Origin of the sequence: Ferrovibrio xuzhouensis, assembly GCF_042648965.1 — a bacterium.
GTDB classification, from domain to species: domain Bacteria; phylum Pseudomonadota; class Alphaproteobacteria; order Ferrovibrionales; family Ferrovibrionaceae; genus Ferrovibrio; species Ferrovibrio xuzhouensis.
Genome location: NZ_JBHRYJ010000001.1, coordinates 1,295,281 through 1,321,370, shown reverse-complemented (window position 1 = coordinate 1,321,370; position 26,090 = coordinate 1,295,281). Strand labels below are relative to the sequence as shown.

The window sequence follows — 26,090 nt, the reverse complement described above, 5'->3', positions numbered from 1 at the left end:
GCGTGACAAATTCGCGATAGCTGCCCGCAACGGTGGAATCGCGCCGGGTTGCAGAATCCCATGAAAACGGGCCCGGATTGCTCCGGGCCCGCGGAAAATAGCCGATAATGTAAAGAGCGTTCAGCCCTTCTGACGGTTCAGCAGCCGCAGGCGCAGCGCATTCAGCTTGATGAAGCCCTGCGCGTCCTTCTGGTCGTAGACCGAATCGGCCTCGAAGGTGACGTGGCTGAGCGAATAGAGCGACTTCGGCGACTTGCGGCCGACCACGTTGACGGAACCCTTGTACAGCTTCAGCCGCACGGTGCCCTCGACATTCTCCTGGCTCTTGTCGATCAGCGCCTGCAGCATCTCGCGCTCGGGCGAGAACCAGAAGCCGTTGTAGATCAGCTCGGCATAGCGCGGCATGATGTCATCCTTCAGATGCGCCGCGCCGCGGTCGAGCGTCGCCTGCTCGATGCCGCGATGGGCCATATGCAGGATGGTACCGCCGGGCGTCTCGTAGATGCCGCGGCTCTTCATGCCGACGAAGCGGTTTTCCAGCAGGTCGAGCCGGCCGATGCCGTGCTTGCCGCCGAGTTCGTTCAGTCTGGTCAGCAGGGCCGCCGGCGACAGCGTCTGGCCGTTGATCGCGACCGCATCGCCCTTGCGGAACTCGACCTCGATATATTCGGGCTGGTCCGGCGCCTTCTCGGGATCGACGGTGCGCGAATAGACGAAGTCGGGCGCCTCGACCCAGGGGTCTTCCAGCACTTTGCCTTCGGCCGAGATATGCAGCAGGTTGGCGTCGACCGAGAAGGGCGCTTCGCCGCGCTTGTCCCTAGCGATCGGGATCTGGTGCTTCTCGGCAAAGTCGATCAGTGCGGTGCGCGAGTTCAGCTCCCACTCGCGCCACGGCGCGATCACCTTGATGTCGGGCTTCAGCGCGTAATAGCCCAGCTCGAACCGCACCTGGTCGTTGCCCTTGCCGGTGGCGCCATGGCAGACGGCGTCGGCGCCGACCTCGCGGGCGATCTCGATCTGGCGCTTGGCGATCAGCGGCCGGGCGATCGAGGTGCCGAGCAGGTAGAGGCCCTCGTACATGGCATTGGCGCGGAACATCGGGAAGACGAAGTCGCGGACGAATTCCTCGCGCACATCCTCGATGAAGATCTGCTTGACGCCGAACATCTCGGCCTTCTTGCGCGCCGGTTCCAGCTCCTCGCCCTGGCCGAGATCGGCGGTGAAGGTGACCACCTCGCAGCCATAGGTCTCCTGCAGCCATTTCAGGATCACCGAGGTGTCGAGGCCGCCGGAATAGGCGAGAACCACCTTCTTGACGCTGCCGTATTTGCTGCCGCTCATGGGGCGCACTCCTGCCAGAGAACCGAACATAAGGAAAAGCACGGAAAAAAGCGGCCGGAGTATAGGCGAGGGGGGCTGCCGTGCAAGGCGCCGGGGCCGGGGTAGCGGCGGGAAATGCCCTGATTCCGCCCTGAATCCGCCTCAGAAGTCCGAGACGATGCCCTTGCGTTCCCAGTCGCCGTAGCGGGTCGGCTCCGGCCCCTTGGGGCCGTCCTCCTCGCCGGGCGCCTGGGTCAGCTTGACGGCAGGCTGTGCCGGGGCGAGCGGCCTGCCGGTTTTGGGATCGACCGGCCGTGTGTCGACCGGTTCCGCCTCTGGCATGGCCGGGCGTGCGGCCGGGGCTTTGTTAAGCATCTGTTTTGGCTGGTCGGTCATGATCGGTGGTCCGATGGGATGCCGGCGTGCGGCATCTGTGGATATCTTGCGGAGGGCGGCTCCCTCCTTACATATAGTGGAGCCGGCGGCTTGCCTAGGTTGGGTTGCCAGGGATGGCAGGCAGGGCTGGCGGAAGAGGGTCTGAGGCGATGAACTACTTCAAGACGGGCCTGCTGCTGGCGGCGATGACCGCGCTGTTCGGCGGCATCGGCTTCCTGATCGGCGGCGAGGCCGGCATGCTGATCGCGCTGGCGGTCGCCGCCGCGATGAACCTGTTCGCCTACTGGAACAGCGACCGCATGGTGCTGTCGATGTACCATGCCCGCGAGGTCGATGCCCGCAGCGCGCCGGATTTCCATGCCCTGATCGCCGAACTGGCGCAGCGCGCCGGCATCCCGATGCCGCGCGTCTATGTGATCGACAACGACCAGCCGAATGCCTTCGCCACCGGGCGTAACCCGCAGAATGCCGCAGTCGCCGCCACCACCGGGCTGCTGCATAGTTTAAGCCGCGAGGAACTCGCCGGCGTGATGGCGCATGAGATCGCCCATATCCGCAACCGCGACACCCTGATCATGACGGTGACGGCGACCTTGGCCGGTGCCATCGGCATGCTGGCGAATTTCGCGCTGTTTTTCGGCGGCGGCAACAACCGCAACAACGGGCTGGGTTTCATCGGTTCGCTGGCGATCATGATCCTGGCGCCGCTGGCTGCCATGCTGGTGCAGATGGCGATCAGCCGCAGCCGCGAATATGCCGCCGACCATGCCGGCGCCGAGATCTGCGGCGAGCCGCGCTGGCTCGCCTCCGCCCTGCAGCGCATCTCGGGCGCCGCCCAGCGCATTCCGAACGAGGCGGCCGAGGGCAATCCGGCCACCGCGCATATGTTCATCATCAACCCGCTGCATGGCCGTGGCATGGACGGGCTGTTCTCGACTCATCCGTCGACCGAGAACCGCGTCGCCGCCCTGATGGCGCTGGCATCCAGCGTGCGGGGCGGCAGCGGCACGGCCTATGCCGCTGCTCCGGCGGCCGCAACGACCGCCATGTCGCAGGGTTCGGGGGCGCGCAGTTCCGTACCGCAGAGCGGCACTGCCTCGCGCCCGCGTCGCGGCCCCTGGGGCTGAACGGGGGGCTGGGCTTTATTCGGCGGCAGCTACCGCCGGCATCGCGAGATCGAGCTGCGTCTTGTGGAAGGCCTGCAGGGCCGGCCGGTGACCGATGCTGACCAGCGTCGTCTCCGGCAGGGCATGGCGCAGCGCCTCCAGCGCTGCTGCCTCGCTGGCCTCGTCGAGCGCCGCCGTCGCCTCGTCGAGGAACAGCCATGCGGGTTTTTTCAGCAGGGCGCGGGCGAGCTGCACGCGCTGCTGCTCGCCGCCGGACAGGATCTGCGCCCAGTTGGCGCTCTCGTGCAGCCGCCCGGCCAGCGTCTCCAGACCCAACGCCGCCAGCGCCGCTTCATACTGCGCGTCGTCGTAACGCTCCGCCGGCTCCGGATAGGCCAGCGCGGCGCGCAAGCTGTCGACCGGCAGATAAGGGCGCTGCGGCAGGAACATCGCCGCGTCATTGGCCGGCCGCGCGATATGCCCACGACCGAACGGCCACAGGCCCGCCAGCGCGCGGAACAGCGTCGACTTGCCGGTGCCCGAGCGGCCGCGAATGAGCAGGCTGTCGCCGGCCGCCACATGCAGGGCCGGCATGGTCAGCAGCGGCCGGGCGTCGGGCAGGTCGAGCGACAGCCCGTCGACGCGCAGATCCTGCGCCGTCGTGGTGGCGATACCGGAGGCTGCGCGCATCGCATCGGCCTTCTGCATGCCGGCGATGAAACCCTCGAGACGCGAGACCACCGACCACATCTCGGCGATGTCGGTATAGGCCGAGATGATGTAGCTGAGCGCCGACTGGACCTGGCCGAAGGCGGATGCCGTCTGCATCAGGCCGCCGAGCGCGATGCCGCCGCTGAAAAACCGCGGTGCAGCGACCAGGAAGGGAAAGATCACCGCGATCTGGCCATAGCCGGAGGTGAACCAGGTCAGCTGCTTCTGCTTTTTCATGATGGCGAGGAAATTGTCGACCACATGGCCGAAGCGGCCGCCGAGGGCGATTTTCTCCGCCGGCTCGCCGCCCTGCATCGCCACGCCCTCGACATTCTCGCGCAGGCGGACGAGGTGGAAACGGAAATCCGCCTCGAAGCGCTGCTGGTCGAAATTCAGCCGCACCAGTGGCCGGCCGATCTTGTGGGTCAGCCAGGTGCCGATGCCGGCATAGACCAGCGCCACCCAGACCATATAGCCAGGGATCGAGACTTCGTGGCCGAACAGCGGCAGGGCAAAGGCGCCCGACAAGCCCCACAGGATGCCGAGAAAGGAGAACAGCGTGACGATGGAATTCATCAGGCCGAGCGTCAGGCTGAGCGAATAATCGGTGAACAGCCGCAGGTCGTCGGCGATGCGCTGGTCGGGGTTGTCGGTGCCCAGATGCAGCAGCTGCATCAGGTAATAGCGATGGTCGCGCAGCCAGTCTTCCAGCCAGCGGCCGGTCAGCCAGCGGCGCCAGCGCAGCCGCAGCATCTGGCTCAGGTAGGTCTGGTAGACGGCGACGATGATGAACACCACCGCCATGCCGCAGAACTGCAGCAGGTATTTCTTGAAGTCGCCGAAATCCTTGTTCTGCAGCGAATTATAGAAATTGTTGTTCCAGAAATTGAACCAGACGCTCAGCGCCACCGAGCCGAGGTTGAGTCCGACGATGACGGCGAGCAGGACCCAGGCGCTGCGCTTCTCGTCGGATTGCGTCCAGTAGGGCTTGGCGAGCAGCCAGAGGGCGCGGAAAAAAGCGGCAAGTTTCGACATGGATGATCCTTCGGGGAAGCCGGCAGCATGGCCGCCGCCGGTCATCATGGCGGCATCCGCGGCGGCGGCGAAATTAAATTAAGTTCATCCGGACCGCCATCACGCCGATGTGCGCATCAGTTCAGGGCATAGCGCACCGGCACGATATAGGTGGTGCGGGTCACGCCGGGAGAAAATTGCGGCGGCGGATAGGGCGCGGCGCGCTCGGCCATGGCCTGCGTCGCCGCATCCAGCAGGGCAAAGCCGCTGGATTGGTAGAGGCGCGCCTGCAGCAGCCGGCCGGAGCCATCGAGGGTGAGGGCGATCTGCACGATGCCTTCCTGGCGGCGCAGCCGGGCGGCCTGTGGGTAGTCGCGGAACCGCTGCAGCCAGGTATGCAGGATGGCGCCATAGTTTTCTGCGGCCGGCGGCGTGGCGGGCGCGGTCTCGGGCAGGGCCGGCGCGGCGACGGACGGCAGGGTCAGGGGCGCGGCCGGGATAGCGGGCGACGGTGCGGGCACTGGCGGCATAGCGGTGACCGGCGCAGGCCGCGGCTTGGGCGGCGCCGGTTTTGTCACCGGCTTTGCTACCGGTTTTTCCGCCGCGCGGGGCTGCGGTTCTGGTTCAGGTTGTGATTCGAGCCGTGGTGCCGGCCGCGGTTCAGAGTGTGGTGCCGGCACCGCTGGTGCCGGTTCGGGCGCGGCGGCCGCCGGCGCGGGCAGCATGACGAGTTCGATCACCGGCGGATCGGGCGGCGGCCTGTCCTGTCCGAGCAGGAGCAGCGCCGCCGCCACGAGGCCGGCATGCAGCAATCCGGCCATGGCGGTGCCCCGCCATGGCCAGTCGGCCGCTGCCGCCGTCAGGGACGGCCGCTCAGAAGCGGACGCGCATGCCGCCATAGATGGTCCGCCCGTCGCCGGGGTAGAAGGTTGCCGTGCTGGCACTGGCCGTGGTGACCGGGCCGAAGTCGGTGATGTAGCGTTTGTCGGCGAGATTGCGGCCTTCGGCGAACAGCGACACGCCGTTCGGCAGGTCGATACCGGCAGTGACGCCGATCAGCGCATAGGACGGTGTCTTCTGCGTGTTGGCGTAATCGACGAAAGCGCCGTCCGGCACCCAGTCGAGCGCCGGCGCGACGTAGATGCCGTCGGCCCTGGCATAGCGGATCACCGTGCGCAGCACGGTCTGCGGAATGCCGGGGATGCGGTTGTCGCCATACTGGGCGTCGCCGTCGAAGCGGAAATCGCTCCAGTTCCACAGCTGCGACAGGGTCACGCTGTCGCCGGATTGCGGCCCGGAGAGGTCGTCGGCCAGGCGGACCGAGCCGCCGAACTCGATGCCCTGGTGGATGGTATGGCCGGCATTGAAGGTCGAGGCCGGAATACTGCTGTTCGTCGTGAACTGCAGCATCTCGCCGTCGATCCGCGAATGATAGGCGGTGACATCCCAGCCGAAGCGCTCATACCGGCCGCGCGTGCCGGTTTCCAGCGTCCAGGCCTTCTGCGCGTCCAGCGGCACGAAACGGGTGCTGCTGAAGCCGCTCTGCACCAGGTCGCTGAAATCCGGCACGTCCTGGCTGCGGGTGACGTCGATGAAGGCCTGAATGTTCTTGCGCGGCTCCCACAGCAGGCCGAGCTTGGGGTTGATGCCGTCATAATCGCGGCTGGATTCACCGCCGGCGGTGAAGTTGCTGTAGTCGCGCTCGCTACGGAACAGCTTGGCGCCGGTCATCAGCGCCACGTCGGGCAGGAAGTAGTAACGGTTCTCGGCATAGGCCTCGTAGTTGCGGGCATCCTGCTCGGCGCTCAGCGTCTGGCTGCCGCGCGAGCCGCTGACATTGGTGAACTGCCTGGCGTCGTTGTTGCCGGCGGTGGCACGGGCACCGAGGATCAGGTCGTTGCGGTTGCCGCCGATGGTGTAGTTGCCGGTCCAGCGCGGCGCGATGCCATAGGTCCAGCCATCCTGGTCGATCACCTGGAAGATCGGATGGAACAGCGACTTGTGGATCGCCCAGACGGCGACATCGAGCTGGCCGTCATCGGCGAGCCAGCTCGTCTTGTTGGCCAGGCGCTGCACATGCTCGACGCGGGCCTGATCGCCCGACAGCGCAGTCGACGCCGCCATGCGCGGTGCCCCGAGCGCCTGGTTCAGTGTCAGCGTGCCGGGCAGTTTCTGGTCGACATTGTAGCTGCCGAAATAGAAGCGGGTTTCCAGCCCGGCGCGCGGCCGGTAGCCGGCATTGAGGTTGACCTGGGCGTAATTGCCCTCCTCATGGTCGCGGAAGCCGTCGGCGTGGCGCAAGGTCACATTGCCGAGAAAGTCGGTATCGCCGACCACACGCGAGACCTGGGCACTGCCCTGCACGGTGCCATAGCCGCCGCCCGACAGGCTGGCGATATTCGGCGCCACCGCGGTATAGGCGCTCGGCGTCACGAAGTTGATGGCGCCGCCCAGCGTGGTCGAGCCGTAGGACAGGCCGTTGCCGCCCTTGTAGATCTCGATGGCCTGCAGCGCTTCCGGATCGACCTGGTAGAAGCTGCCGCTGCCATCGGCGAGGTTCATCGGGATGCCGTCCTGCAGGATCTCGATGCCGCGCGTGTGGTAGGCACGGCTGATGCCTGAGCCGCGCACCGACAGGCGCACTTCCTGGCCATAGCGGTTCTGCACATAGACGCCGGGCGCATCCTGCAGCATGTCGCGCATATTGGTGGCGAAGCGCTGCTTGAAGGTCTCGGCGTCGATGAAGCCGACCGAACCGGCGGTCTGCTCGATCGCTGCTTTCTGGTCGGCGACGCTGGGGACCGTCGGCGTGCCGGTGGCGGCCGGCGCGGTGACCTGCAGGGTCGGCAGCACGGCCGGTGCGGCTGTGTCGTTGCTGCCGGATGTGGTCTGAGCGTGGGCGGTGATTGGCAGGCCAGCCAGCAGGCCGAGCGCCAGCAGGTGCCGTCCGGGTCGAGGACCGGATGAACGGAAAAGTCGAGTCATGTGTTTGCGTCCCGGTTTTCACCACAGGGGGCGCATGGCGCAGGCCCCGGCGCGCACGCGCGTCATCGCGCGCTGCACCGGCCGCGGCCATCCCCCCGGATGTCGGTTAAGAGTTCAGTCGCTGTTGCGGAGGATGGCGGTTCAGGGCGTCTTGCCCATCGGCATCGCGCTGGTGGCCCCCGGCGACATCACCGGTACATCGATGGTGACCGTGCCCGCCTTCTCGAAGGTGAGCGTCAGCGGGAAATGCTCGCCCTGCTTCAGGGGGTGCTTCAGCCCGATCAGCATGATGTGATAGCCGCCGGGCTGCAGCTCGGCCATGCCGCCGGCCGGCAGCGGCACGCCGTCCACCGGGCGCATGCGCATGGCATTGCCATCCATGACATGCTCATGGAGCTCGACATGCTCGGCCACCGGCGAGGCCGCCTTGATGAGCTTGTCGTCGGTCTTGCCGCTGTTTTTCAGCAGCATGAAGGCGCCGCCGACCTTGACCGGGGTGGCGCGGGCAAACGGCGCGGCGATGGCGATATCGCCGACACTGGCGACCGGTTTTGCCGTCGCGGCGTCAGGGTTCATCGCGCCATGGTCCATCTTGGAATGATCCATGGCCATCTGCATGGGCATGCCGCTGCTGTCGGCCACCTGGATCAGTGCCGCCGGATGCGCCAGGGCATGGGGCGACTGGCCCGCGGCGGGGATCTGGTCCCAGTTCACTTTGCTCTCGGTGCAGGTTTGCTCGACCGGCAGCCACAGCTTGGCGCCCGGCGTCTGCGGAATCATCACCACCAGGCCGAACTCGTCGAACTGGTCGCTGGGCAGGATGCCGCGACTCCAGCTGATCGCGGCGATCTCGCTGTCGGCCATCTTGCCGTGGGCGCCGGCTACCGGCTTGTCGAGCTTCTTGCGCTCGATGCCGATCTGCCAGCCGGTCTTGGCCTGCGGCATGGCGCTGACGATGCCGGCCGGGAAACGGACGCGGATGCCGGTGGTCGGCTGGCCGTCGCAGCCATGGCCGACGCGCAGCGCGGTGCGGAAATAGCTGCCCGGCTGCGCCAGCGCCGGATCGGCGACGATATGGGCAAAGGCGGCCGGGATGGCGGTGGTGGCGAACAGGGTGGCGAGCGCGGTGCCCGCGAGGAAAGCACGTGTCATGGGATATCTCCCCGAAGATCCAGAAAATAACAGACAAGGCCGCCCGGCAGGACCGGACGGCAGCGGATCACGACGGGAAAGCGGGTGGCGCACGGGCCTGGGGCGGCAGCCAGGACGGCTGGTCCGGTGTGGTATAGGCCGGCGGAGTGAAAACGGCGGCGGCGATCGCCGCCGGCAGCACCAGCAGCAGGCCGGCCGGCAGCAGGGCATGGGCCAGGCCGGCGGAGGCCAGGCAGATCGGGCAGCTGCGTTCGGCTTTCTTGGGGGCCGACGGGTCGAGATCGGCGGGCACCCCGTCCTTGATGGCAATGGTGCGGATGCCGAGCGCGGTGCAGATCACCAGCTGTTCGATGCCGCCCCCGACTGCGGCCTCGGCGCTGGCGGCTTCGGCCATGGCGCGCTGCATGGCGTTGTAGGACAGCGGCAGCAGACCGTGGAAGACCAGCCCGAGCAACGCCACCCAGGCCGCAATATGGCGGCGGGCCGGCAGGAACAGGCGGCGGGTGGCGGTCATGACGGCAGCAGTATACCGGCATCTTGCATCGGGCAAGGGTGGCGGTTTGCCGCACCATTTGCCCTGCCCGGTCGTTCGCCGCCCCGCCGGCGTCCGGCGCTGCCGCAATGATTTCGCTGTCCTGCCCTTGACTTATCCCCGCGCCATTGCTATCTGGCTTGGCAACCGGCCCATCTTCTGCGGGTCGGCGCCGTTCCGGCATCCTCCGCTTTCCCTGCACCATAAGAGCCTCGTATCCGGCTCACCCGAGTTTACGGTGCGACAGCGCGGACTCCGCACAGACGGCGGCAATCCCCCCATCACCTGGCTGCTGCGTTCCTCCCGATGCGGCGCCCAATCTCCCTTCACAATACCTGATCTCCGAGTCCGCAATGAATCTGCAGGAACTGAAATCCAAATCCCCGACCGATCTGCTCGCCTTCGCCGAAGAGCTGCAGATCGAGAATGCGAACACCCTGCGCAAGCAGGACATGATGTTCGCGATCCTCAAGCAGCTCGCCGACAAGGAAGTCGAAATCACCGGCGTGGGCGTGCTCGAGGTGCTGCAGGACGGCTTCGGCTTCCTGCGCTCGGCCGAGGCCAACTACCTGGCCGGCCCCGACGACATCTATGTCAGCCCGAACCAGATCCGCCGCTTCGGCCTGCGCACCGGCGACACGGTGGAAGGCACGATCCGCGCACCGAAGGACGGCGAGCGCTATTTCGCGCTGCTCAAGGTCAACACGATCAACTACGAAGACCCCGAGAACAGCCGCCACAAGGTGCATTTCGACAACCTGACGCCGCTGTATCCGACCGAGCGGCTGAGGATGGAACTGCCCTTCGTCGAAGAGCCCGCGGCGCCCGCCGCCGAGGCACCGGCCAAGGCCAGCAAGACCCCGGTGATCAAGTCGCGCGGCGAAGGCGGCAAGCGCGAGAAGATCGTCTCCGGCGGTCCGAAGCGCGACGTTTCGGCCCGCGTCATCGATCTGATCGCCCCGCAGGGCAAGGGCCAGCGCGCCCTGATCGTGGCGCCGCCCCGCACCGGCAAGACGATGCTGCTGCAGAACATCGCTCATGCCATCAGCTACAATCATCCGGAAGTCTATCTGATCGTTCTCCTGATCGACGAACGTCCGGAAGAAGTCACCGACATGCAGCGCACGGTGAAGGGCGAGGTGATCTCGTCCACCTTCGACGAGCCGGCCAGCCGTCACGTCCAGGTCACCGAAATGGTGCTTGAGAAGGCCAAGCGTCTGGTCGAGCACAAACGCGACGTCGTCATCCTGCTCGACTCGATCACCCGTCTCGCCCGCGCCTACAACACCGTGGTGCCCTCGTCGGGCAAGGTGCTGACCGGCGGTGTCGACGCCAATGCGCTGCAGCGCCCGAAACGCTTCTTCGGCGCCGCGCGTAACATCGAGGAAGGCGGCTCGCTGACCATCATCGCCACCGCGCTGATCGATACCGGCAGCCGCATGGACGAGGTGATCTTCGAAGAGTTCAAGGGCACCGGCAATTCGGAAATCATCCTCGATCGCAAGCTGTCCGACAAGCGCACCTTCCCGGCCATCGACATCACCAAGTCGGGCACCCGCAAGGAAGAGTTGCTGGTCGACAAGGGCGTGCTGGCCAAGATGTGGGTGCTGCGCCGGATCCTCATGCCGATGGGCGGCCAGGATGCCATGGAGTTCCTGCTCGACAAGCTCAAGCATGCCAAGACCAACGGCGAGTTCTTCGATTCAATGAACACCTGAGGCCACGCCTCAGCGGTTTTCCGACACGGGCGGGGGCGACAATCCCCGCCCGTTCTGTTTTGGCGCCATTCAGTTTTGCGGCGTCCGCGCTATACTGGCGACATGGCGCATCCGAGGGACTGGTTCGAGTTTGCCCGCGATCCGGCCAGCGGCACCGAGATGGTGCGCGCCGCCTTCCATGCCCATGCCTATGATCCGCATTTCCACGACCAGGTGCTGGTCGGCGTCACCGAACGCGGCCGCCAGAGTTTCCGCTGCCGCCGCCAGTGGCACCACAGCCTGCCCGGCCGGGTGATCCTGTTCGGCCCCGGCGAGACCCATGACGGCGAGGCGGCGGAAGAATCTGGCTTCGTCTACAGCATGCTGTATTTCGACCCCGGCTGGCTGCTCGATGCCGCCGAAGCCTGTGCCGGCCGGCGCATCGGCACCGGCTTGTTCGACTTCCCCCAGGTGCTGCAGGACGAGCCGGCGCTGGCACCGGCGATCTTTGCCGCCACCCGGCAGATCGCCAGGCCCGACAGCGCCATGCATCGCGATGCGGCGCTCGATGCCGTGGTCGCGCTGCTGGTGCAGCACTATGGCGCGCAGCCGGCCGCCGCAGGCAGCAATACCGTCGACCACGGCATTGCTGCTCGCGCCCGCGATGCCATCGATGCTTCGCTCGACGCGGATATCGGCCTCACGCGGCTGGCCGATCTGGCCGGCACTGACCGCTTCCGCCTGCATCGCAGCTTCAAGGCAGCCTATGGCCTGGCGCCGCATGCCTGGCTGGTACAGCGCCGGCTCAACCTGGCCCGCCGCCTGCTGGCGCAGGGCGAGGTGCCGGCGGAAGCCGCCGCCGCCGCCGGCTTCGCCGACCAGAGCCATATGGGGCGCTGGTTCCGCCGCGCCTTCGGCATGACGCCTGCGGCCTATCGCCGGGCCTGCACAAATCTTCCAGACACGGCGGGGGCCTGAACGGCATCCTTACTGCATTGCCATGCAGGAGACGATGCCGTGTTCGAGACCAAGATCGCCGTTGTGGTGCGCGATGACCTTGCCGTCTGGCAGAAGCTGAATGTGACGGCGTTTCTGGCCAGCGGCATCGCCGCCGCGCAGCCCGAAACCATCGGCCAGCCTTACGTCGACGCGCTCGGCCGCGGCCATACCGCGCTGTTCGGCCAGCCGGTGCTGGTCTTCGCCGCCACGGGTGACGCGCTACGCCGGGCCTATGCCCGCGCCCGCGAGGGCGGCCTCGTCATTGCGCCCTATATCGAGGCGATATTCGCCACCGGCCATGATGCCGCCAACCGGGCGGTGTTTGCCGCAGGCGAAGCGGACAGCCAGACCTGGGCCGGGCTGGCGCTGCACGGGCCGCGCAAGGCGGTCGACAGGGCCGTGAAGGGCCTCAAACTGCACGGCTGACCGGCTCTCGTATTTGTTACAGGCCAGGTCATGGCCGGCGTCGCTTTTTCGCCGCAGTTGCCGCGCAGCCTTGCTGGATCACCCGAACCGCATCCGCAGTCACACGGGAGGATCCCTTATGCCACGCAGACATTTCATCGCCGGGCTCGCCCTACCGGGCCTTGTTGGGCTGGCGTTAACAGGCACCGCCATGCCGGCGCAGGCCGCACAGACCACCATCACCATGCATGCGATCTCGGCCGATGGCATCGGCGGCGACCTTGGCACCATCACCGCCCGCGACACACCGCAGGGCCTGCTGCTGGTCCCCGATCTCGACAGGCTGGCGCCGCCGGGCCCGCATGGCTTCCATGTCCACGCCAAGGGCAGCTGCGGTCCCGGCCCGGGCGACGACGGCAAACCGGCAGCCGGCATGGCCGCCGGCGGACATTACGATCCGCGCCATACCGGCAGGCATCTCGGCCCCCTTGATGCGGGCGGCCATCTCGGCGACCTGCCGCCGCTGGTGGTCGAGGGCAATGGCCGGGCGACCCTGCCGGTGCTGGCGCCGCACCTGAAGGTGAAGGATCTCGCCGGCCATGCGCTGATGATCCATGCCGGCGGCGACAATTTCAGCGACCAGCCGGTCAAGCTGGGCGGCGGCGGCGCCCGCATCGCCTGCGGCGTGGCGAAATAGCCGTGGGCTGAACGTTCCAGGCGGTTATGACAGATCGTCGCATCGCCGGCCGGCGGCTTGCGGGCCGGCGGATCCTGTTGCTATAAAATTGAAAATCATTCGCAAACAGGATGTCCGTGATGGCCTCGCCGCTTCGCTTTGCCGGGTTTTCCGCCGCTTTCGCCCTTGCCGCCAGCTTTGCCCTGCTGGCTGTGCCGCCGGCGCGTGCCGATGACGCGCCAGTCTACAAGCTGATCATCAAGGATCATAAGTTCCAGCCCGACACCATCGAGGTGCCGGCCGGCAAGAAGTTCGTCATCGAGGTGCATAACCAGGATGACACGCCAGAGGAATTCGACAGCAACGCCCTGCACCGCGAGAAGATCGTGCGCGGCGGCGGCACCGGTAATGTCAACCTCGGCCCGCTTAAAGCCGGCAGTTATCCCTTCATCGGCGAGTTCCACGAGAGCACCGCCAAGGGCAAGGTCGTCGCCAAGTAAGCGCGGAACAGGAGCGCCATCATGCTGGCCGCAGCCGTCATTGTCTTCCGCGAAGCGCTTGAAGCAGCGTTGATCGTCGGCATCGTGCTGGCCGCCACCAAGGGCGTGATCGGCAGCCGGCGCTGGGTCGCCGGCGGCATCGCGGCCGGCATCCTCGGCGCTGCACTGGTGGCGCTGTTTGCCGACCGCATCGGCAATGCCTTCGGCGGCAACGGCCAGGAGCTGTTCAACGCCTTCGTGCTCGGCGCCGCGGTCCTCATGCTGGCCTGGCATAACATCTGGATGAAAAAGCACGGCCGCGAACTCGCCGCCCATGTCGGCAGCGTCGCCGACGAAGTGCGCGCCGGCGGCCGGCCGCTGTCGGTGCTGGCGGTCATCGTCGGCATCGCCGTGCTGCGCGAGGGCGCCGAGACCGTGCTGTTCCTGTATGGCATCATCGTCGGCAGTTCGGCCGAAACCCTGCCGGCGACCTTTGCCGGGGGCCTGCTCGGCCTGGTGCTCGGCGCTGCCGCGGGCGCGCTGCTCTATCTCGGCCTGCTGCGCATTCCCGGCCGCTACCTGTTTTCGGTCACCGGCGCCATGGTCACCCTGCTGGCCGCCGGCCTGGCCGCGCAGGCCGTTACCTTCGTGGCTGCCGCCGGCCTGATCGACGGCATCGGCCCGGTGCTGTGGGACAGCTCGGGGCTGCTGTCGGAAGGCAGCATTCCGGGCCGCCTGCTGCACACGCTGATCGGCTATGCCGACCATCCAACCCTGCTGCAGCTTGTCGTCTACCTCGTCGTGCTGGTCGCCATTCCGGTGGCGGCGCGGCTGGCCAATGGTACTGCGCCCCGGCCGCAGCGGGCGGCGGCCGAGTAACAGAAGTTGGCCGCAGCGCGCTGCGGCCGAATAGTTATCGCGAAGCCTGCCGCGCGCTGAAATCGGCGCCGATCATCAGCATGTCGACCTTGCGGCCGTCGGTCGCCAGCGGCAGGCGCAGAATCTCGTAATTGTGCAGGATGCCGTCGATCACCATGTTGGGCCGTTCGGCAAACGGCACCGCGCGCGCCACCACCTCGGCAAAGGCGGCGCCGATATGCTGGCGATAGGTGTCGCCGGGAAAGTCCTCCAGCCAGCGGCCGGTGGCATCGAAACCGAAGCGGGCGGCGACGCGGCTGCCGATCAGGCGGAAGCGGTACCGCAGGCCGCCGGCGCCGCGATGCACCTCGATCAGCGACAGGTCGCCGAGAATCCACGCCATCTCCAGGGGATCGATGTCGTCGCGGCCGGGCAGCGCATCGCCATGGCGGTGCGCCTGCCAGTAGCCGAGCAGGCGCTGCAGTCGCGGACAGTACAGGTCCTCTGTCGCCGTCACCGCGATCTGTCCCGTCATGGTCTACCGGCCATTCCCGTGTCCCCCCCGCGTTGCCGGGAGTCTAGCGCCGGCACGGGTCCGGCGCTGCGGCCAAATTTTTATCGGCCGGCAGACGGATCGGACTTGTAATTGAAAATCATTCTCATATACTCAGGCCCATCGCGGTTCGCCGCGGTGACTTAGGTCGGCCCCGCCACTCTCGCTGGTCGTGGTGGGGTTCGTGGCCGGTCCGGTACTGTGGGGCATTACCGGGCCGGCCCCGACCGAAGAACCCTCTGAAAATCCAGACAATTCAGGTTTTTTGCCGGTCAGGCGGCGCGCGCCTGCTGCACCAGCCGCACCAGTTCGGCCCGGGCCGTCGCGGCATCGGCGACCGGCCGGGCAAAGCCGAGCCGGGCCAGTTCGCGGCCCTGGTCCCCGTCGCCGCGGATCAGGTCGCAGCCCTCCGGGTCGATGCCGCAGAGCCGCCAGCCATCGCCTGCGCGGCCGAGCAGCCTGGCGGCATAGAGCTGCACGGCATCGGCATGGTCGGCATTCATATGCTGCAGGATCTCCGGCTCGGCTTCGGCCAGTGCCGTCCAGTCGCCGTCCAGCATGTAATCGTCGAACCAGTGGATGCGGCCGAAGCCGGCCACCAGATGGGTGCGTTCGACCGCGATGCGGTAGAAGCCGAAGTCGCCGAAGCCGGCATACATCTCCGCCGAGGGCTGGCGGGCGAGGAAACGCGCCCGGTGGCGCGGATCATCGGTCTTTTCGGCGCGACCCTGCAGGCTGGCGCGCGGGCCGGTCAGCGGTTCGGCGAATCCCGCCGTGCCGTCGCAGAGCAGCGAGACGCGGCCATCGGCGAGAATATTCTTGGTGTGATCGGCCAGCCGCGAGATCAGCAGCAGCGGCGCGCCGTCGAGGTCGAAGGCCACCAGCACCAGCGAGGCATAGGGAGCGCCGGCGAGACTGGTCGCCAGCGTCGCCGTGCGGCAGGCCCGGGCAACCGCCCGCGCCTGCCGCGCCGGAGTGGCGGGCTCGTTCACGGCAGCAGCAGGGTCGAGCCGGTGGTCTTGCGGGCCTCGAGATCGGCATGGGCCTGCGCGGCATCCTTCAGCGCATAGGTCTGCTTGATCTCGATCTTCACCTTGCCCGACTTGACCACGTCGAACAGCGCATTGGCCGAACCGACCAGGTCGGCGCGCTTGGCCGTGTAGGTGACCAAGGTCGGCCGCGTGACGTAGAGCGAACCGCGGCCGGCCAGGATGTTGACGTCGAAGGGCGGCACCGGGCCGGATGCGCTGCCGAAGCTCGCCATCAGGCCGAAGGGCTGCAGGCAGTCGAGCGAGGCCGGCCAGGTATCCTTGCCGACGCCGTCATAGACGACCGGCACGCCGGCGCCCTTGGTGATTTCCTTGACCCGCTCGACGAAATTCTCGGTGCGGTAGTTGATCAGGTGGTCGTAGCCATACTGCCGCGCCAGTTCCGCCTTGTCGGCGCTGCCCACCGTGCCGATCACCGTGGCACCGAGCGCCTTGGCCCATTGCCCGAAGATCAGGCCGACGCCGCCGGCGGCGGCATGGAACAGCACGGTATCGCCCGGCTTGATCTTGTAGGTGCGACGTACGAGGTATTCCGCGGTCATGCCTTTCAGCATCATGCCGGCAGCCTGCTGGTCGGTGATGCCGTCGGGCAGCACGACCACGCGGTCGGCCTGCATCAGGCGTTCTTCCGAATAGGAGCCGAGCGGCTGCGAGGCATAGGCGACACGGTCACCGACCTTGATGTCGGCGACGCCGCTGCCCACCGCAGTCACCGTGCCGGCGCCTTCCATGCCCAGCACCAGCGGCAGCGGCAGCTTGTAGAGGCCGCTGCGATGGTAGGTGTCGATATAGTTGAGGCCGGCCGCGGTGTTCTTCAGGCGAATCTGGCCGGGGCCGGGATCGCCGACCTCGATCGTCTCCCACTTCATCATCTCGGGGCCGCCGGGGGTGTGGATGCGGATGGCATGCACCATGACCTGTAATCCTCTCTCTGGGTTTTTGTTTTCTCGTTGACGCGGCTGGTGGGGGCGGCTTCAGCCCAGATGCTTGCGGAAGAAATCCATCGTGCGCTGGTTGGCGAGATCGGCGGCCGCCTTGTCGTAATGCTCGCCGCCGACGCGGGCGAAGGCATGGTCGTTGCCGACATAGTCATAGCGCGTGATCAGCGGCCAGGCCTTCAGCGCCTCGGCGATCTTGGCCTGCGCTTCCTTCGGCGTGAACTTGTCCTCGGTGGCGCAATGCAGCATCAGCGGGTGTCTGATGTTTTTCGCCTCGTCGAGATGGTCCTGCAGCATGACACCGTAAAAGCCGACGGCGGCATCCACATCGCTGCGGCAGGCCATCAGGTAGGCGAGCCGGCCGCCGAGGCAGTAACCCACGGTGCCGACCTTGCCGCCGACGCCGGGCAGCTTGCGCAGCACGGCGAGCGACGATTTCAGGTCCTCGATGCCGAGATCGAGGTTGAAGCCGCCGAACAGCTTGAAGGCCTGGTCCCACTCCTCCTTGGTCTGGTCGGTGATGTCGATGCCGGGCTGCTGGCGCCAGAACAGGTCGGGGCAGAGCGCAACATAGCCCTGGGCGGCGAGGCCGTCGCAGATGTCGCGCATCACCTTGTTGACGCCGAAGATTTCCTGGATGACGAGGATGCCGGGTCCCCCCTTGGCAGATCCCTTGCCTGCGGCCGGTTCGGCCAGATAGCCGGTGAAGCTGCCGCCGTCATGGGCCTTGATGTCGATGCTGCGGGCCATGGGATCCTCCTGTTTGCGTATACGATGCCGCAAGGCGGAGAAACTCTAGCGGCAGCCCGCCGCGGCAATCAACCGCCGACGGGAGGAATGGCGCCGATCAGCAGCATATTCACGGTTTCGCCGTCGTCGGACAGCGGCAGCAGCAGCACCTCGAAACGATAGCGCCGCCGGGCCGTCATCAGGTCGCGGAATACCCGCAGCGGTTTCTGCTTCGTAAGCACCCGGGTCATGTCACGGCGGGCGACGGCATCGAATTCTGGATCGTCGGTATCTGACGTGCTGGTCATTTCCGAGTCCAGATCCATCACGCGGGCAAGGTTGCTGCCGAAGACGCGGAATTCGAAATGGTCGCTGCCGGGCCGGACTTCCGCCAGATTGACCCAGCCGAGCGCATAGCGGAAATCGACCGGGTCGATATCGGCCCGCGCCGGGGCCATGCGGCCGCCGCGCCGTTCCAGCCAGTAGGCATAGAGGCGCCGCAGCACCGGATGCTGCAGGCCGGCGGGCGTGTCATAGAGTTCGGCAAACCGGTAGGGCGGCTCGTCGGGCGTCCCGGCCGGGGCCATGGCTCAGCGGTTCGCCACCGCGGCCGGCCGGTCCGTCGCGCTGCTGCCGAACAGGTCACCCTGGCGCTCGGGCTGCCAGGCGCCCTCATGTTCCAGCAGCCAGCGTTTGGTGACGACACCGCCGCGTCCCGAATAGCCGCCGGTACGGCCGCCGGCGGCGAGGATGCGGTGGCAGGGAATGATCACCGGGATCGGGTTGGCGCCACAGGCGCCGCCGACCGCCTGGGCCGCCGAGGCGCTGCCGGCCGGTGCCTCTACAATGCCGCCGGCGGCGAGCGCGGTGGCGCAGTCGCCATAGGTGCGGGTCTCGCCGGCCGGGATGGCCAGCATGAAATCCCAGACCGCACGCTGGAAGACGCTGCCGCGGGGATGCAGCGGCAGGTCGAAGCGGAAATGCCCCTCCGCGAAATAGGCAGCCAGCTGGCGCGCGGCCTCGGCCAGCAGGGCCTGCTCGCTGCCGGGCGCTTCCGTCTGCCGGCCCCAGTCAAGTGCAATAACAGCACCACCGGCGGCACGTATGGTCAGTGGTCCGAGCGGGCTGTCGAGGCTGATATGGCTGGCAACGGCGACTTCTGCGGGCATGGTTTCCGTCCTTGCCGTCCGCTCCGGGGCCGGCTCTGGACTCCGGCGGACGGCTCACTATGTTGGGCCCATTCATACCACGACCGCCTTTTCCGGAGTATCCGCTTATGACGCAGTCATCCGCCGCGCAGACACCCGTCCCACAGACTCCGGTGCCCCAGACTCCGGTGACCGTGCTGACCGGCTATCTCGGCGCTGGCAAGACCACCCTGCTGAACCGTATCCTCACCGAACCGCACGGCAAGAAATATGCCGTCATCATCAACGAGTTCGGCGAGGTCGGCATCGACAATGACCTGGTGGTGGATGCTGACGAGGAAGTCTTCGAGATGAACAACGGCTGCATCTGCTGCACCGTGCGCGGTGACCTGATCCGCATCATCGAGGGGCTGATGAAGCGCAAGGACCGCTTCGACGGCATCATCGTCGAGACCACCGGGCTGGCCGATCCGGGGCCGGTGGCGCAGACCTTCTTCGTCGACGAGGATGTCGCCCGCCGTGCCAAGCTCGATTCCATCGTCACCGTGGTCGATGCCCGCCATCTGCCGGCGCGGCTGAAGGACAGCCGCGAGGCGGAAGAACAGATTGCTTTCGCCGACGTGATCGTGCTGAACAAGACCGATCTGGTCAGCCCGGCCGAACTCGCCGATGTCGAGGCGCGCATCCGTGCCGTCAACAAGTTCGCGCCGATCCACCGGGCCGCCCGCTGCGATGTGGCGCTTGACAAGATACTCGACCGCGGCGCCTTCGATCTCGACCGCATCGTCAGCCTGGAGCCGGACTTCCTGAAGAAGACCCCGGCCCATGGCGAGCCGGGTCATGTGCATGACGAGCACTGCGGCCATGACCATCACGATCACCACCATCATCACGACCATAACCCGGCGCATGGCGAACCCGGCCATGTGCATGACGAACATTGCGGCCGTGACCATGAGCATGATGCGACAGTGAAAAGCGTGTCGCTGACCGCCACCGTGCCGATCGATGCCCGCAAGTTCGACGCCTGGATCGGCGAACTGCTTGCGACCCAGGGGCAGAACATCCTGCGCAGCAAGGGCATCCTCGATTTCAAGGGCTCCGACAAGCGCTTCGTGTTCCAGGCCGTGCACATGATCAAGGACGGCGATTTCCAGCGTCCGTGGCGCGACGGCGAGCCGCATGTCTCCAAGCTGGTTTTCATCGGTCGCGAACTTGATGCCGCTGCCCTGCAGCAGGGTTTCAATGCCTGCCGCGCCTGAGCCGGCCGCAGCCGCGCAGGTCGGCTTCCGCGCATACCTCTGGCAGTTTAAGGCCGGCGTGGTGGCGGTGGCCGCCGCCGAAGCCGCCGGCCTGGCCGGCTTCGGCCTTGGCGATGGTTCGATCGCACTCAGGCCGTTCGACGATCCGGAAGCCGCCAACACGCGGCGGCTGATCGTGCACGAGAATGCCGCGCTGCTGTCCCTGGTAGCGGCGCCGGGCGGGCATGGCTTCCTGTCGGGCGGCGATGACGGCCGGCTGGTGCGCACCGCCGCCGATGGCACGGCGGACGAGCTGGCCAGCGTGCCGCGCAAGTGGATCGAGCATGTGGTGGCGGCCGATCACGGTAATGCGCTCAACAGCCAGATCGCCTATGCCGCCGGCAGGCGGGTCGGCCTGCTGGATGGCACCGGCCGCGAGATCGCGGCCTGGGACGACCACCCCAGCACGGTGACCGGGCTCGCCTTCAACCCGAAGGGCAAGCGGCTGGTCGCCTCGCATTACGGCGGCGTCAGCCTGTGGTGGGCCAAGGCCGAAGCGCAGCAGCCCAAGCGCTTCAGCTGGAAGGGATCGCATGTCGCGGTCACCTGGTCGGGCGATGGCCGCTTCGTGATCACCGCCACCCAGGAAAGCGAGCTGCACGGCTGGCGGCTCGCCGATGGTGCCGACATGCGCATGAGTGGCTATCCGGCCAAGCCGAAGAGTCTCAGCTGGTCGCGCGACGGGCGCTGGCTGGCGACCAGCGGCGCCGAGGTGGTGGTGGTGTGGGATTGCCGCGGCAAGGGGCCGATGGGTTCGGCGCCGGTGGAACTCAGCCGCGGCGCGCAGGTCACCAGCGTCGCGTTCCATCCGCGCCACGGCCTGGTCGCCTCGGGCCATGCCGACGGCCAGATCCGGCTCGGCCGGCTGGCCGACCAGTCAAGCATCGACCTGGAGCGCGTCGGCGCGGCGCCGATCACCAGTCTGGCCTGGACGCGTGATGGTCGCTGGCTGATCGCCGGCGGCGAGGACGGCGCGGCGGGCCTGCTCGATTTCGAGGCGGGTAGCTAGGTCTTTATCGCGCGACGCGCGCGGCCCACTCTTATCGCGCGACGCGCGCGGCTCTGGCGATGCGCAGCAGCGCGTCGCCGCAGGCGGCTGCGGCCGGCATGCCGGTGCTTTTCGCGGTCAGCTCGGCATCGGTAAGAATTTCCAGCGCCCGCATCAGCCGCGTCGATGACCATTGCCGCATCTGCCGCTCGAAGCCGGCCTTGCGCGTCCAGTGCACGCCCAGCCGCGTCGGGTCGACGCGGCCGCCGGTTTCCGTTTGCGCGGCGGCCAGATGCAGCTTCTGGCCATGCTTCTGGGCGACACGCAGGATCGCCACCGGCGATTCGCCGGCGTTCTCGCAGCGGGTCAGGGCATCGGTCAGTGCGTTGAAGTCGCCGCCAAAGGCGGCAAAGGCGGCATCGTCGAGGAACATCGTGCTGCTGTCGCCGACCACCGCCTCGCAATCGTCGAGGCTGATCGGCGTCGCATCCTCGCCCTTGTAGAGCAGCAGCTTGGCGATCTCGCCGCGGGTGACCATGCGATCGGTGCCGAGATTGTCGGTCAGCCAGGCGACCGCCTCGGGCAGGATGCGTTTGCCGGCCTCGGCCACCATGGTCTCGATCAGGGTCTGCAGGGCGCGGGCATCGTCGGCATAACAGCCGATCGCGGCAGCCACGGAGCAATCCTCGAAGGCGCCGCGCAGGGAGGAGCGGGCCGCCAGTTCGCCAGCCTCGACCACGACAAGCGCGTCGCCGAGGGGATCATCGAGAAATCCCTGGAACAGCTTGGCCAGCCGGTCGCCGGCGCCGGAGATCATGACGACCCGTCGGCCGCCGGTCAGCGCGATGGCGGCGGCTTCATCGGCCAGCCGCGCCGGGTCGTCCTGCAGCTGGGCGCCGGTCAGGGTGGTGACGCGGAAGGGATCGGACAGATCCTCGACAACGCTGGCGGCAACGGCCTTGGCGCGTTCGCGGATCAGGCCGGCATCGCTGCCGAACAGCAGGACGGCGCGGATATCGGGCCGCGGCTTGCGGACGAAGGCTTCAGCGTCCCGTGCCTGCAGCTTCACCAGCTGCTTTCTCCTTGCTGTATTTTCCGAAGTAATTTCCGAGCCGCAGCCGCAGCTGTTCAGCGGAATCCTGCAGCGCTCGCTCGCGCGCATTCTTTTCACTGATCAGGTTGGAATAGTCGGCAATCGTGAGGTTGTAGGAAGAATACGAGGATATTGAGATATTGTAGAGTGAACGTCCACTCTCATAATCACGCAGGGTGTAGGAAACCGTCACGATCAGGTTGTTTCGGGTCACTTCCTCGCTGCGCGTCGTGAAGACCGCGCTGATCGATTCGGTGATCTTGTATGCGAGCAGATAGCGTGGTCGCGACGGGCTGCCGAGGGGTGTCAGCAGGTCGAGCAGGTCGTTGCGCAGCAGCTGGTCGCGACGATCCTCCGGCTGGGCAATCATGACATCGGAAAATTCGGCAACCGTGGTGCCCCCGGCGGCGCTTTCCTTGTACATCGGCCGGAAGCCGCAGCCGGCAAGGGCCGCGGCCAGCACGATCGCGGCCAGGCCCCTAGACCACCACATTGACGATCCGGTTCGGTACGACAATCACCTTGCGGACCGGCTTGCCGTCGATGGCGCGTTGCACGTTGTCGTTGGCAAGAGCCAGTGTTTCCAGTTCGGGCTGCGTCATGTCGCGGGCCACTTCAATGGTGGCGCGCAGCTTGCCGGCCACCTGCACGGCGATGGTGACGGTGTCATCATGGGCCAGGGTGGCATCGGCCTGCGGCCAGGGCTGGTCGAGCAGCAGGCCGTCATTGCCCAGCGCTTGCCAGATTTCCTCGGCCAGATGCGGGACCATCGGACCGATCAGCTTGGCCAGCGTCTCCAGCGCCTCGCGCCGCGTCCAGGCGGCCGCAGCATCCTCGTCCTTCGCCGCTTCCAGCAGGTTGGCGAATTCGTGAATACGGGCGACCGCCTTGTTGAAGTGGAACTGTTCAAGATCCTGGGTCAGCGCCGCTATCGTCTTGTGCAGCGCGCGGCGCAGGCTGACGGAATCGTCGGGCCAGTCGGCCGGCATCGGGGCCTGCCGGGCGGCAATCGGACCGGCCGGTTCGGCAACCAGCCGCCACAGCCGCTGGGTGAAGCGCCAGGCGCCGGCCACCCCGGCCTCGGTCCATTCGAGATCGCGTTCCGGCGGACTGTCGGACAGCATGAACCAGCGTGCGGTGTCGGCGCCGTAGGTATCGATGATCAGGCCGGGGTCGATGACGTTCTTCTTCGACTTCGACATCTTCTCGGTACGGCCGACGGTGACCGGCGCCCCGGTGCGGACATGCACGGTCAGGCCGTTTTCCCTCTTCACTTCCGTCGGCAGCAGCCAGGCACCATTCGCATCACGATAGGTTTCGTGGCAGACCATGCCTTGCGTGAACAGGCCGGCGAAGGGTTCGCCGTCGGGCAGCGAGAGGTGTCCGGTGTCACGCAGCGCGCGGGTGAAGAAGCGCGAATACAGCAGATGCAGGATGGCATGCTCGATGCCACCGATATACTGGTCGACCGGCATCCAGTAATCGACCTCTTCCTTGATCAGCGGCACTTCGGCGCGCGGGCTGCAGAAGCGGGCGAAGTACCACGAGCTGTCGACGAAGGTGTCGCAGGTATCGGTCTCGCGCCGCGCCGGCTTACCGCAGGTCGGACAGGCGACATGCTTCCAGCTCGGATGGTGATCGAGCGGGTTGCCCGGCTTGTCGAAGCTGACATCGTCAGGCAACAGCACCGGCAGGTCGGCTTCCGGCACCGGCACGATGCCGCAGGATTCGCAATGGATCACCGGGATCGGGCAACCCCAGTAGCGCTGCCGCGATACGCCCCAGTCGCGCAGGCGGAAAGTGACGGTGCCCTCGCCGGCCTTCAGCTCTTCCAGCTTTTCGATCGCGGCGCGCTTGGCGGCGGCGACGTCGAGGCCATCGAGGAAGCCGGAATTGACGGCGATGGTGTTGTCGGTATCGGCAAACGCCTGAGTGCCGATTTTGGGTGCCGGCTGGCCTTTCGGTGCCACCACGGCCTTGACGGGAAGATTGTATTTGCGGGCGAAATCGAGGTCGCGCTGGTCATGGCCGGGGCAGCCGAAGATGGCGCCGGTGCCGTATTCCATCAGCACGAAGTTCGCCACGTAGACCGGCAGGGTCCAGGCCGGATCGAAGGGGTGAACCGCTTCGACCGGAATCCGATAGCCTTTCTTTTCGGCTTTTTCGAGTTCGGCTTCCGCGGTGCCGGTGTGGCGGCATTCCTCGATGAAGGCGGCCAGGGCCGGGTCGTTCTTCGCAGCCTCGGCAGCAAGCGGATGGTCGGCGGCGATGGCAACGAAGCTGGCGCCGAACAGGGTGTCCGGCCGGGTCGAATAGACCTCGATTTTATCGGCGCGGCCCTTGAGGGCGAAGGCGAAGCGGGCGCCTTCCGATTTGCCGATCCAGTTCTGCTGCATCAGCTTGACCCGCTCGGGCCAGCGCTGCAGGCCGTCCTGCAAGGTCTGTAGCAGGTCGTCGGCATAAGCCGTGATCTTGAGGAACCATTGCGACAGCTTGCGCCGCTCGACCACGGCGCCGGAGCGCCAGCCGCGGCCGTCGATCACCTGCTCGTTGGCCAGCACGGTCATATCGACCGGGTCCCAGTTGACGAAGCTCTCCCGGCGATAGATCAGGCCGGCTTTCAGGAAATCGAGGAACAGCTTCTGCTGGTACTGGTAATAGCCGGGATGGCAGGTGGCGAATTCGCGACTCCAGTCCAGCGACAGGCCCATGCGCTGCAGCTCGGCGCGCATATTGGCAATGTTGTCGTAGGTCCAGGCGGCCGGATGTACCTTTTTCTCCTGGGCGGCGTTCTCGGCTGGCAGGCCGAAGGCGTCCCAGCCCATCGGATGCAGTACGTTGAAGCCGCGCGCGCGTTTGTAGCGCGCGACCACGTCGCCCAGTGTGTAGTTGCGCACGTGGCCCATATGGATACGTCCCGACGGATAGGGAAACATCTCGAGGACATAGTATTTCGGCCGGGCCGGATCGGCTTCGGCGCGAAAGGCCTGGCGTTTGTCCCAGACCTGCTGCCACTTTTTTTCGACCGCTTTTGCGTTGTAGCGGGACATCTACGCTTCCGTTGCTGCTGGGTCCGGTGCCGGACGGTACTGGGGACGGCGCCGCCGTCAGCGCTGCGCTTCGGTCTCCATGCGGAACTCTCGTGCGCGCTGCAGGATGGCGTTTTCGATATTGACCGCGGTGTCTGTGGCCGTCGGCTTGTCGGTCCAGCCCTTGTCGTCATGGATCTGGCGGAAGACGCTGACGCGCAAGCCATCGGCGCGCAGGGCACGATCAAGGATGTAGACCGTCACCTTGAGGCGTTCGTTCGGGGTCTGCTGCGGCGTATACCAGTCGGTGATGATGACGCCGCCGAAGGGATCGGCCGAAGCCAGAGGCATGAAGGAGATGGTGTCCAGCGTGGCGCGCCACAGATAGCTGTTGACGCCAATTCCACTGCCGCCACCACCTTCTTCCGGCTTTTTCTTGTTGGAACCGAAGATATCGAGGCCACCGCCGCCGAAGACGCTATCGCGCTCACTGCTTGGCGCCGGGTTATAGGTCCCGTAGGGGCCTTTTTCAGGATAATAGGTCTTAGTCTCGCCGTCATCGGGCGAGGCGCAGCCGCCGAGGGATAGCATGACCGGCAGCAGCAGCACGGCGAGGCCGGAAACCGGCAGCGAAATCAGGCGCGAAACGGCCATGGTGGCGGAACCTTCCCAAACGCAATAACGGGCGTGGGATAGCATAAATCCTGCCCCGAGGCCAATCACCGTCATCCAATATGGCGGGCCGCTCATTTTTACACAACAATAGTGTTGTAAATGAATGGCCATGAATTTTCCCTTAATCGCGAAGATTCGCCAGATCGATATTTTATCATTATATTACAATTGCTTACGTGGAAGCCGCATGCGGCTGGCCCACCCAGTATGGATTTCAGCGCCGGCCCCACTCGGCCACCCACTTGCTTCAGCCGTTC

General features: G+C 66.5%; 26 protein-coding genes. 9 read left to right on the top strand and 17 right to left on the bottom strand.

All coding sequences use genetic code 11. The features are described from left to right. Window positions 1-120 precede the first annotated feature (120 nt). Window positions 121-1,341: an argininosuccinate synthase gene (locus ACFOOQ_RS06560; protein WP_379723310.1), complete on the bottom strand. Its 1,221-nt coding sequence runs from the start codon at window positions 1,339-1,341 to the stop codon at window positions 121-123. 141 nt (window positions 1,342-1,482) lie between these two features. Next, on the bottom strand, window positions 1,483-1,716 hold the full coding sequence (locus ACFOOQ_RS06555; protein WP_379723307.1) for a DUF1674 domain-containing protein: 234 nt from the start codon (window positions 1,714-1,716) through the stop codon (window positions 1,483-1,485). A gap of 149 nt (window positions 1,717-1,865) precedes the next feature. Here ACFOOQ_RS06555 and htpX point away from each other — a divergent pair, with 149 nt between their 5' ends. Beyond that, window positions 1,866-2,843: a zinc metalloprotease HtpX gene (gene htpX / locus ACFOOQ_RS06550; RefSeq protein WP_379723304.1), complete on the top strand. Its 978-nt coding sequence runs from the start codon at window positions 1,866-1,868 to the stop codon at window positions 2,841-2,843. 15 nt (window positions 2,844-2,858) lie between these two features. Here htpX and ACFOOQ_RS06545 read toward each other — a convergent pair whose 3' ends face one another. The 5 genes from ACFOOQ_RS06545 to ACFOOQ_RS06525 form a co-directional block, all read right to left on the bottom strand. Next, entirely contained in the window at window positions 2,859-4,616 is a 1,758-nt protein-coding gene (locus tag ACFOOQ_RS06545) for an ABC transporter ATP-binding protein/permease (RefSeq protein WP_379723301.1), read from the bottom strand. A 68-nt stretch (window positions 4,617-4,684) separates the two neighbouring features. Then, complete coding sequence (locus ACFOOQ_RS06540; protein ID WP_379723298.1) at window positions 4,685-5,368, bottom strand: energy transducer TonB; 684 nt, start codon at window positions 5,366-5,368, stop codon at window positions 4,685-4,687. 52 nt (window positions 5,369-5,420) lie between these two features. Beyond that, window positions 5,421-7,532 (bottom strand): TonB-dependent receptor family protein, encoded by a 2,112-nt coding sequence (locus tag ACFOOQ_RS06535; RefSeq protein ID WP_379723295.1) that lies wholly within the window; start codon window positions 7,530-7,532, stop codon window positions 5,421-5,423. 141 nt (window positions 7,533-7,673) lie between these two features. Next, window positions 7,674-8,684: a copper chaperone PCu(A)C gene (locus ACFOOQ_RS06530; RefSeq protein ID WP_379723292.1), complete on the bottom strand. Its 1,011-nt coding sequence runs from the start codon at window positions 8,682-8,684 to the stop codon at window positions 7,674-7,676. A gap of 67 nt (window positions 8,685-8,751) precedes the next feature. Next, window positions 8,752-9,198 carry a DUF2946 family protein gene (locus ACFOOQ_RS06525; protein ID WP_379723289.1) on the bottom strand — a complete coding sequence of 149 codons (447 nt, stop codon included), beginning with the start codon at window positions 9,196-9,198 and terminating at the stop codon, window positions 8,752-8,754. A gap of 371 nt (window positions 9,199-9,569) precedes the next feature. Between ACFOOQ_RS06525 and rho the strand changes: the two genes are divergently transcribed. From rho to ACFOOQ_RS06495, 6 genes are all read left to right on the top strand, one after another. Beyond that, window positions 9,570-10,934, top strand: a complete 1,365-nt coding sequence (gene rho, locus ACFOOQ_RS06520) for a transcription termination factor Rho (protein WP_379723286.1) — start codon at window positions 9,570-9,572, stop codon at window positions 10,932-10,934. 102 nt (window positions 10,935-11,036) lie between these two features. Further along, the gene (locus tag ACFOOQ_RS06515) at window positions 11,037-11,891 is read left to right on the top strand and encodes an AraC family transcriptional regulator (protein ID WP_379723283.1); all 855 of its coding nucleotides are present in this window, start codon (window positions 11,037-11,039) and stop codon (window positions 11,889-11,891) included. A 39-nt stretch (window positions 11,892-11,930) separates the two neighbouring features. Continuing rightward, window positions 11,931-12,338, top strand: coding sequence for a DUF2000 family protein (locus ACFOOQ_RS06510; RefSeq protein ID WP_379723280.1), 408 nt, complete (start codon window positions 11,931-11,933; stop codon window positions 12,336-12,338). 118 nt (window positions 12,339-12,456) lie between these two features. Continuing rightward, window positions 12,457-13,014 (top strand): superoxide dismutase [Cu-Zn] SodC, encoded by a 558-nt coding sequence (sodC, locus tag ACFOOQ_RS06505; RefSeq protein WP_379723277.1) that lies wholly within the window; start codon window positions 12,457-12,459, stop codon window positions 13,012-13,014. A 119-nt stretch (window positions 13,015-13,133) separates the two neighbouring features. Continuing rightward, window positions 13,134-13,493, top strand: coding sequence for a cupredoxin domain-containing protein (locus tag ACFOOQ_RS06500; RefSeq protein ID WP_379723274.1), 360 nt, complete (start codon window positions 13,134-13,136; stop codon window positions 13,491-13,493). 21 nt (window positions 13,494-13,514) lie between these two features. Continuing rightward, on the top strand, window positions 13,515-14,351 hold the full coding sequence (locus ACFOOQ_RS06495; RefSeq protein WP_379723271.1) for an FTR1 family iron permease: 837 nt from the start codon (window positions 13,515-13,517) through the stop codon (window positions 14,349-14,351). A gap of 34 nt (window positions 14,352-14,385) precedes the next feature. Here ACFOOQ_RS06495 and ACFOOQ_RS06490 read toward each other — a convergent pair whose 3' ends face one another. From ACFOOQ_RS06490 to ACFOOQ_RS06465, 6 genes are all read right to left on the bottom strand, one after another. After that, window positions 14,386-14,865, bottom strand: a complete 480-nt coding sequence (locus ACFOOQ_RS06490) for a PAS domain-containing protein (protein ID WP_379723268.1) — start codon at window positions 14,863-14,865, stop codon at window positions 14,386-14,388. Window positions 14,866-15,155: 290 nt separating this feature from the next. After that, window positions 15,156-15,875, bottom strand: coding sequence for a HugZ family pyridoxamine 5'-phosphate oxidase (locus ACFOOQ_RS06485; RefSeq protein WP_379723265.1), 720 nt, complete (start codon window positions 15,873-15,875; stop codon window positions 15,156-15,158). Then, window positions 15,872-16,846 carry a quinone oxidoreductase family protein gene (locus tag ACFOOQ_RS06480; protein WP_379723262.1) on the bottom strand — a complete coding sequence of 325 codons (975 nt, stop codon included), beginning with the start codon at window positions 16,844-16,846 and terminating at the stop codon, window positions 15,872-15,874. Before ACFOOQ_RS06480 ends, ACFOOQ_RS06485 begins: the two co-directional genes overlap by 4 nt. 60 nt (window positions 16,847-16,906) lie before the next feature. Beyond that, complete coding sequence (locus ACFOOQ_RS06475) at window positions 16,907-17,620, bottom strand: dienelactone hydrolase family protein (RefSeq protein ID WP_379723259.1); 714 nt, start codon at window positions 17,618-17,620, stop codon at window positions 16,907-16,909. A gap of 68 nt (window positions 17,621-17,688) precedes the next feature. After that, window positions 17,689-18,186 carry a PAS domain-containing protein gene (locus ACFOOQ_RS06470; RefSeq protein WP_379723256.1) on the bottom strand — a complete coding sequence of 166 codons (498 nt, stop codon included), beginning with the start codon at window positions 18,184-18,186 and terminating at the stop codon, window positions 17,689-17,691. 3 nt (window positions 18,187-18,189) lie between these two features. Further along, window positions 18,190-18,768, bottom strand: a complete 579-nt coding sequence (locus ACFOOQ_RS06465; protein WP_379723253.1) for a methylated-DNA--[protein]-cysteine S-methyltransferase — start codon at window positions 18,766-18,768, stop codon at window positions 18,190-18,192. A gap of 107 nt (window positions 18,769-18,875) precedes the next feature. On the opposite strand from ACFOOQ_RS06465, the gene ACFOOQ_RS06460 reads away from it, so the two are divergent. Further along, complete coding sequence (locus tag ACFOOQ_RS06460; protein ID WP_379723250.1) at window positions 18,876-20,009, top strand: CobW family GTP-binding protein; 1,134 nt, start codon at window positions 18,876-18,878, stop codon at window positions 20,007-20,009. Next, entirely contained in the window at window positions 19,993-21,057 is a 1,065-nt protein-coding gene (locus ACFOOQ_RS06455; protein WP_379723247.1) for a WD40 repeat domain-containing protein, read from the top strand. The genes ACFOOQ_RS06460 and ACFOOQ_RS06455 overlap by 17 nt, the downstream gene beginning before the upstream one ends. Window positions 21,058-21,088: 31 nt before the next feature. Here ACFOOQ_RS06455 and holA read toward each other — a convergent pair whose 3' ends face one another. The 4 genes from holA to ACFOOQ_RS06435 are packed head-to-tail and all read right to left on the bottom strand — an operon-like array spanning window position 21,089 to window position 25,944. Beyond that, window positions 21,089-22,105 carry a DNA polymerase III subunit delta gene (holA, locus tag ACFOOQ_RS06450; protein WP_379723244.1) on the bottom strand — a complete coding sequence of 339 codons (1,017 nt, stop codon included), beginning with the start codon at window positions 22,103-22,105 and terminating at the stop codon, window positions 21,089-21,091. Continuing rightward, on the bottom strand, window positions 22,080-22,592 hold the full coding sequence (gene lptE / locus ACFOOQ_RS06445) for an LPS assembly lipoprotein LptE (RefSeq protein ID WP_379723241.1): 513 nt from the start codon (window positions 22,590-22,592) through the stop codon (window positions 22,080-22,082). The genes holA and lptE overlap by 26 nt, the downstream gene beginning before the upstream one ends. Before the next feature lie 16 nt (window positions 22,593-22,608). Further along, window positions 22,609-25,179, bottom strand: a complete 2,571-nt coding sequence (leuS, locus tag ACFOOQ_RS06440) for a leucine--tRNA ligase (protein WP_379723238.1) — start codon at window positions 25,177-25,179, stop codon at window positions 22,609-22,611. Between the two features lie 57 nt (window positions 25,180-25,236). After that, on the bottom strand, window positions 25,237-25,944 hold the full coding sequence (locus ACFOOQ_RS06435) for a DUF3576 domain-containing protein (protein ID WP_379723235.1): 708 nt from the start codon (window positions 25,942-25,944) through the stop codon (window positions 25,237-25,239). Window positions 25,945-26,090: the final 146 nt, after the last annotated feature.